At 36.2% G+C, this 5,738-nt stretch carries 7 protein-coding genes and 2 tRNA genes; 5 read left to right on the top strand and 4 right to left on the bottom strand.

The annotated features are described in order from the left end of the window. Positions 1-25 precede the first annotated feature (25 nt). Positions 26-1,318, bottom strand: a complete 1,293-nt coding sequence (locus P20429_RS08950; protein WP_007583709.1) for an NCS2 family permease — start codon at positions 1,316-1,318, stop codon at positions 26-28. Positions 1,319-1,436: 118 nt separating this feature from the next. On the opposite strand from P20429_RS08950, the gene P20429_RS08955 reads away from it, so the two are divergent. From P20429_RS08955 to P20429_RS08965, 3 genes are all read left to right on the top strand, one after another. After that, on the top strand, positions 1,437-1,901 hold the full coding sequence (locus tag P20429_RS08955; RefSeq protein ID WP_007583707.1) for a tetratricopeptide repeat protein: 465 nt from the start codon (positions 1,437-1,439) through the stop codon (positions 1,899-1,901). 297 nt (positions 1,902-2,198) lie between these two features. Continuing rightward, entirely contained in the window at positions 2,199-2,633 is a 435-nt protein-coding gene (locus P20429_RS08960) for a SulA-like leucine-rich domain-containing protein (protein WP_007583705.1), read from the top strand. 38 nt (positions 2,634-2,671) lie between these two features. Then, complete coding sequence (locus P20429_RS08965; protein ID WP_007583704.1) at positions 2,672-3,151, top strand: YchJ family protein; 480 nt, start codon at positions 2,672-2,674, stop codon at positions 3,149-3,151. A gap of 74 nt (positions 3,152-3,225) precedes the next feature. Here the strand turns inward: P20429_RS08965 and P20429_RS08970 are convergent, their stop codons facing one another. The 3 genes from P20429_RS08970 to P20429_RS08980 all read right to left on the bottom strand — a co-directional run bounded on the left by P20429_RS08970 (position 3,226) and on the right by P20429_RS08980 (position 5,346). Further along, a complete protein-coding gene (locus tag P20429_RS08970; protein WP_007583701.1) occupies positions 3,226-4,143 on the bottom strand; it encodes a diguanylate cyclase in 918 nt (305 codons plus the stop codon). A 193-nt stretch (positions 4,144-4,336) separates the two neighbouring features. Then, the gene (locus P20429_RS08975) at positions 4,337-4,639 is read right to left on the bottom strand and encodes a DUF6172 family protein (protein ID WP_002961433.1); all 303 of its coding nucleotides are present in this window, start codon (positions 4,637-4,639) and stop codon (positions 4,337-4,339) included. A gap of 179 nt (positions 4,640-4,818) precedes the next feature. Next, on the bottom strand, positions 4,819-5,346 hold the full coding sequence (locus tag P20429_RS08980; RefSeq protein WP_007583698.1) for a VC2046/SO_2500 family protein: 528 nt from the start codon (positions 5,344-5,346) through the stop codon (positions 4,819-4,821). 112 nt (positions 5,347-5,458) lie between these two features. Between P20429_RS08980 and P20429_RS08985 the strand changes: the two genes are divergently transcribed. Both P20429_RS08985 and P20429_RS08990 read left to right on the top strand, forming a co-directional pair. Beyond that, a tRNA-Tyr gene (locus tag P20429_RS08985) sits at positions 5,459-5,543 on the top strand. A 49-nt stretch (positions 5,544-5,592) separates the two neighbouring features. Next, positions 5,593-5,677: transfer RNA gene (locus P20429_RS08990), tRNA-Tyr, on the top strand. The last annotated feature ends 61 nt before the right edge of the window (positions 5,678-5,738 follow it).

The raw sequence follows: 5,738 nt of genomic DNA, 5'->3' as shown, positions 1-5,738 counted from the left end.
TCTTTTTTGTATTTTTTGTTAGCTATTAAGACAAAAATGCAAACTTGAAAACAAACAAGGCTGTTAATATCCAAACACTAATACTGACTTGATCTTGCTTACCGCACAAGACTTTAACCGCCGTATAAGATATAAAACCAAGTGCAATACCGTGCGCAATCGAAAACGTTAATGGTGTCATTAGTAATACCACAGTAACAGGAATTGCATCGGTCATATCATCCCAGTTTACAAACTTTAAATTTTGCAGCATCAGAACAGCGACATATAAAATAGCGCCTGCCGTAGCATAAGCCGGTACCATTTGTGCAAGCGGTGCAAAAAACATCATTAGTAAAAAGCAAATGCCTACAACTACAGCTGTTAAGCCAGTACGTCCGCCAACAGATACACCAGCAACCGATTCTATATACGATGTAGTCGTAGACGTACCTAGCATCGCACCTGCAATTGTTGCTGAGCTGTCAGCACTTAATGCGCGCCCTAAACGAGGCATGTTACCTTTTTCATCAGCTAAACCTGCTTTTTGAGTTACCGCAACTAATGTACCCGAAGTATCAAAAAGATCGACAAACAAGAAAGCAAAAATAACACTCATCATTGATATATCAAAAGCGGCTGCAAAATCTAGCTGCATAAAAGTAGGCATTATTGATGGTGGCATAGCCATAACACCGTGATATTCAACAAGCCCAAAACTTAGAGCAATGCCAGTCACTAATAAAATACTAATAAGCACGCCACTTTTAAAGTCGCGATATAAAAGCGCTGCAATTACAAAAAAGCTTAATATAGCCAATAACGGTCCTGGAGAAGTAATGTCGCCCAACTGTACTAATGTTGCCGGGCTTGAGACAATAATGCCTGCATTTTTAAGGGCAATTAATGCTAAAAAAGCACCTATACCCGTTGCGATTGCTCGCTTGAGCACCAGAGGTATGGCATTAATAATCCACTCTCTGACTTTAAATAAGCTTAAAAACAAAAATATACAACCCGACATAAATACAGCCCCTAACGCGGCTTGCCAGGTATAACCCATTCCTAATACGACACCATACGTAAAAAAGGCATTTAGCCCCATACCAGGCGCTAATGCTAATGGATAATTAGCCCATAAACCCATTATAAAACAGCCTATCGCAGCTGCTATACATGTCGCTACAAATGCAGCCCCTTGATCCATCCCAGCCTCTGCAAGCATAGCCGGATTTACAAATACAATGTATACCATAGTTATAAAGGTAGTTAGGCCAGCAACGCATTCGCGTTTAACTGTTGAATTATTTTCGCTCAGTTTAAATAAGGCTTCGAACATAATAAACTTGTGATAGTAAAAAGTGGCGAGATTTTAACATAAAAATTATCTTTTACAGGACATTTTACCTTGCTATATACTAAACTGTTAAAGTAGTTAAAATAATAAATGAACCAATATGCTTAAAACAACACCTTGTGAGCAAGACTTAGAGCAACAGCTAGATAATATTTTAGGTTTTGTTACTCAACCCGAAAACACCTCTGTGCCCGTTGATAATAAAAAAGATGAGCAAAGTACGTTAAATAAAGCCCTATATTATTTAAAAAATAATCAAGCTCCATTGGCTGCAAAATGGATGCGACTTGCTGCAATGGCGGGAAACCATAGAGCACAGTTTTATTTAGGTTTATTTTTTGTGAAAGGTGAAGGCGTGCCACAAAGTGTATTTCATGCTGTAGCTTGGTTAAGCTTAGCAAGTAGCCAAGGGTACGCCCCTGCCACTGCAGCGGTTACAGATATACGCAAACATATCGAAACTAAGCGATTTAAAGATGCTCAATGTTATGCGGCAAGTTTGTACGAACAAATCCACCAACTCCAGTTTTCTCATATGATCCCTCGCACGAGTGAAAACACATAAGCTAGCTATAGCAGAAGTACTGTATGCAGTGTAAAAAATACTGTATATGGTTACAAAGATAATCCTATACAGTATAAAACCCCAAAATGAAGACACTGCTCAAAAATTTATTTTTAGAATACCTTCTCAAAAATAATTCCATAACAATCTGATTAATAAAGAATTATAAATTCAAAAAATAAAAACAATGATCAAAAGCTGAATAACTGTACAAATAAATAGCATAAAAGGCTTGCACGAAAGCACTGTATAAACTACTGTATACGAATACTGTATAAAAACCCAGTGAGTGAAATTATGTTACAGCCTATTACCGTAAGAACAGTTAAAAGTTACCAGCAAGATGAGCAAAGCGATTGCGTGAATTTGATTCAAATTGAAGATGAAATTTCAGCGACCTTTGAGCTTTTAAAAGTATTACACCAATACAATAGCTCTAATGCATGGACGTTACTAATTGCTCCAGATCACGTACCTAGCAAAGCTTTACTTGACTCATGCTCTATTGATACAAGTAAATTACTTGTTATTAGACAGAAGCACCTAGTAAATTTAGAGTATGTATTAAATTCTGCATTACATAACGGAAACTTTGCAGCGGTAATTACCTGGACCGATATAGTTAATAACCAACTACTTACGAATCTATCGTTCGATTTAAGTAAAACGAATACAAAACTATACTGTTTTACTAAAAAGTCTCAAACAACAGAGATATCACTCGCCCAATAAGCTTGTTAAACTAATGTTTTAGACTTTGTATTATTATTATGACTTCACTCAATACCACATTATGTTTTTGCAGCAGTGGGCACAATTATGCCGATTGCTGCGAGCCGCTTCACTTATCTGTTAAGCAAGCTGACTCTCCTGAACAACTTATGCGCTCACGATTCAGTGCTTATGTTATTAAAAACGCAGAATATGTTTATCAAACCTACGCAAAAGAAAAACAAGCTGAAAATCCGGTTAAAGAAATCAATGATTTTGCTAACAGCTGTCGATTTATAAATCTTGATGTAATTGGGTCAAGCCATGATGTCGATACCGGCACTGTAGAATTTAAAGCCCAATATTTTTATCAAAACTTATTTTGTGAGCTTCACGAAAAATCGCAGTTTATTAAAGAAAACACTCAATGGCGTTATTTAGATGGCACTATATATCCTGTTGAAGATATTAAAGTGGGCAGAAATGATGACTGCCCATGTGGTAGCAATAAAAAGTACAAAAAATGTCATAGCGTGTAATAAATAATCTTATTTAATATTTATCACCTACAAGGTGTTTTTAAGTGGCAAAGTGATTTATTAGCTAGCTAAACTTAAAAACACACTTGGTTACGACCTTGCATTTTAGACTCATACATTTTTTCATCTGCGATCTGCAAGGTGTTTTTGTTATTTACATACGGTTGTAGGGTTGCACCGCCAATACTAATAGTAACAAAGTCATATTCTGAATATCTGTGTAATATTCCTAAATCGACCACATTTTGTTTAATTTTATCAGCAACACAAATTGCACCTCCAGTGCTTGTATGCGGTAGAACAACTACAAACTCTTCGCCGCCGTAACGCGCAACAAAATCGGTTGGCCTTTGCAAACTATTAGTAATAGTTTGTGCAACAAGGTTTAAAACCGTATCGCCTTGCACATGACCATAAAGATCGTTGTATTGCTTAAAGTAGTCTATATCGATGAGTAATAGTGCATAGTCGACTTTTTCTCGTAAGGCGCTTCGTTCCATTTTAGAAAAATGCGCATCAAAATAACGACGATTGAATACCTTTGTTAAATCATCTAGAAATACTTTTTGATTGAGTAAGTCATGTTGCAATTTCATCGTAATATGGGCGCGCACTCTTCTATATAAAGTTTCCGAGTTAGTTGGTTTCTTTATAAAATCTACAGCCCCTGCTTCCCAGCACTCTTCTTCTTGATTTTCAGATGAGGTTACAAAAATAACGGGGATATCTTGTGTTTCAGATATATTTTTTAATTTTAGACATGTTTCAATACCACTCATTCCTTCCATATTAATATCGAGTAGTATTATATCTGGCGGATTATGTTTACAAATTTCAATCGCATCCTCACCACAGCTCGTTGTTGTTATACTAAAATGCTCTGATAATATTTTTTTTAATACAATTAAGCTTAATAGCTGATCGTCAACGACAAGTACCTTAGAGCTCTTTAAGCTTAATTTCAATTGGTGGTCAGAGTAATTTATAGGCATGGTACAACTGTTTTGTTTTTTTAATTAAACACACCCTATATCACTATATTTTGTTATGCAAATGTTAATAAATTAAAATTCTACTTATTAGTTACTAATAAAAATGATTTATGGTGAATCTTTAATGCATAAAAACAAAAAATGAGCCACTTGGGCTCATTTTAAAACTTCGAACACTTAATTAAATTAAGTGTTATTCGTCATCATCTAAATCTAACTGTTGACGTTGAGCAGGTCGAGCTAAAATCTCTACATAGAAAGAGGTCAAACCTTGCTTTTCAATTTCGCCAATTTGGTTACTTAATTCAGCAACGTGCACAACTTGCGCATCTTCAGCTGTGTTACCAAACTTACAGTCAAATGCCCAATAGTCAGCATCTTCAGGTAGCGTTTTATTACGCTCTCTTTTCAAATATTTTTTCACTTCGTGCTTTGCAGCATCAACCATACGAGGGTATTTGATTTTCTCGTGATTTAGCGTGAATGTTTTCTTCATTACGTTCCTAATTACCTTGGTTTAATGATAATGGCATTTCATGTCATACCATTTGACGCCATTATAGCAATTGCATTTAATTTTTGGATGCTTTTTTTTCATTAAATCAATTATTAGCAAATATATAAAGCAGACCCGTTATAAAGCATATATTAACTGGTGATTATTACAATCATATATCACACAGCAATAAGTTGAAGTGGTTGATGTATTGCATCATTATTAAGGCTGTCGTAAAAAGCAGCTGCATCTATAGGGGGATTGGCTAGTTGGGTTTGTTCGCTTTTAATTCTTCTTCTGACGGCAAGCTCACAGTTATCTATTATATTAAGTGGAATATGCTTGTCATCATTTCTAATCGCAAGTGGTTCAGGGCTTAAGCATTGTCTTAACTTAATACTTGTCATACCGCAGCGCGCTCCTTCTTGAGATATTAATGATGCATTAAATTGTCCAACCAACATATTATATTCATCAGGGGCTAAAAGTTGCTTTGGACCTGCGCCAAATTGCTTTCTTAACGCCTCTTCTTCTATAACTAAATTATCTATTTCAGTTTTTGGTAAATGAAATTGACTAAAGTCGAGTGCGTCATGTGACAGCATCGCTAATAATAGTGCAAATTCGCCACGGCGATTTTCATGCACACTATTATTGAGTCTACTGTTTAACTGACTCTCTGTGATTAACAAATCATCTATTTGCATAGTCTTTAGCCGATTGTGGTAACTGATAGATATTTATCGGCTTTATTTCAATTTTCTTTAGCTTTTTTCTTTACTTAAATACGCAATTTGCTATTATCAGCGCCGTTGCATTGGAGGGGTTCCCGAGCGGCCAAAGGGATCAGACTGTAAATCTGACGGCTCAGCCTTCGCTGGTTCGAATCCAGCTCCCTCCACCACTTTTCTTACCGCTAAGTTAAGTGGGGCCAAATGCAATAAAATTAGTGTGGAGGGGTTCCCGAGCGGCCAAAGGGATCAGACTGTAAATCTGACGGCTCAGCCTTCGCTGGTTCGAATCCAGCTCCCTCCACCACTTCTCTACTATTCCTATATTCCTATATTCCTATATTCCTATATTCCTATATTCCTATATT

This window comes from Pseudoalteromonas sp. BSi20429, from assembly GCF_000238895.1.
GTDB lineage: Bacteria > Pseudomonadota > Gammaproteobacteria > Enterobacterales > Alteromonadaceae > Pseudoalteromonas > Pseudoalteromonas arctica.
Note: the sequence above shows the minus strand (reverse complement) of the source record. Positions and strands in the feature narration are given on the sequence as shown.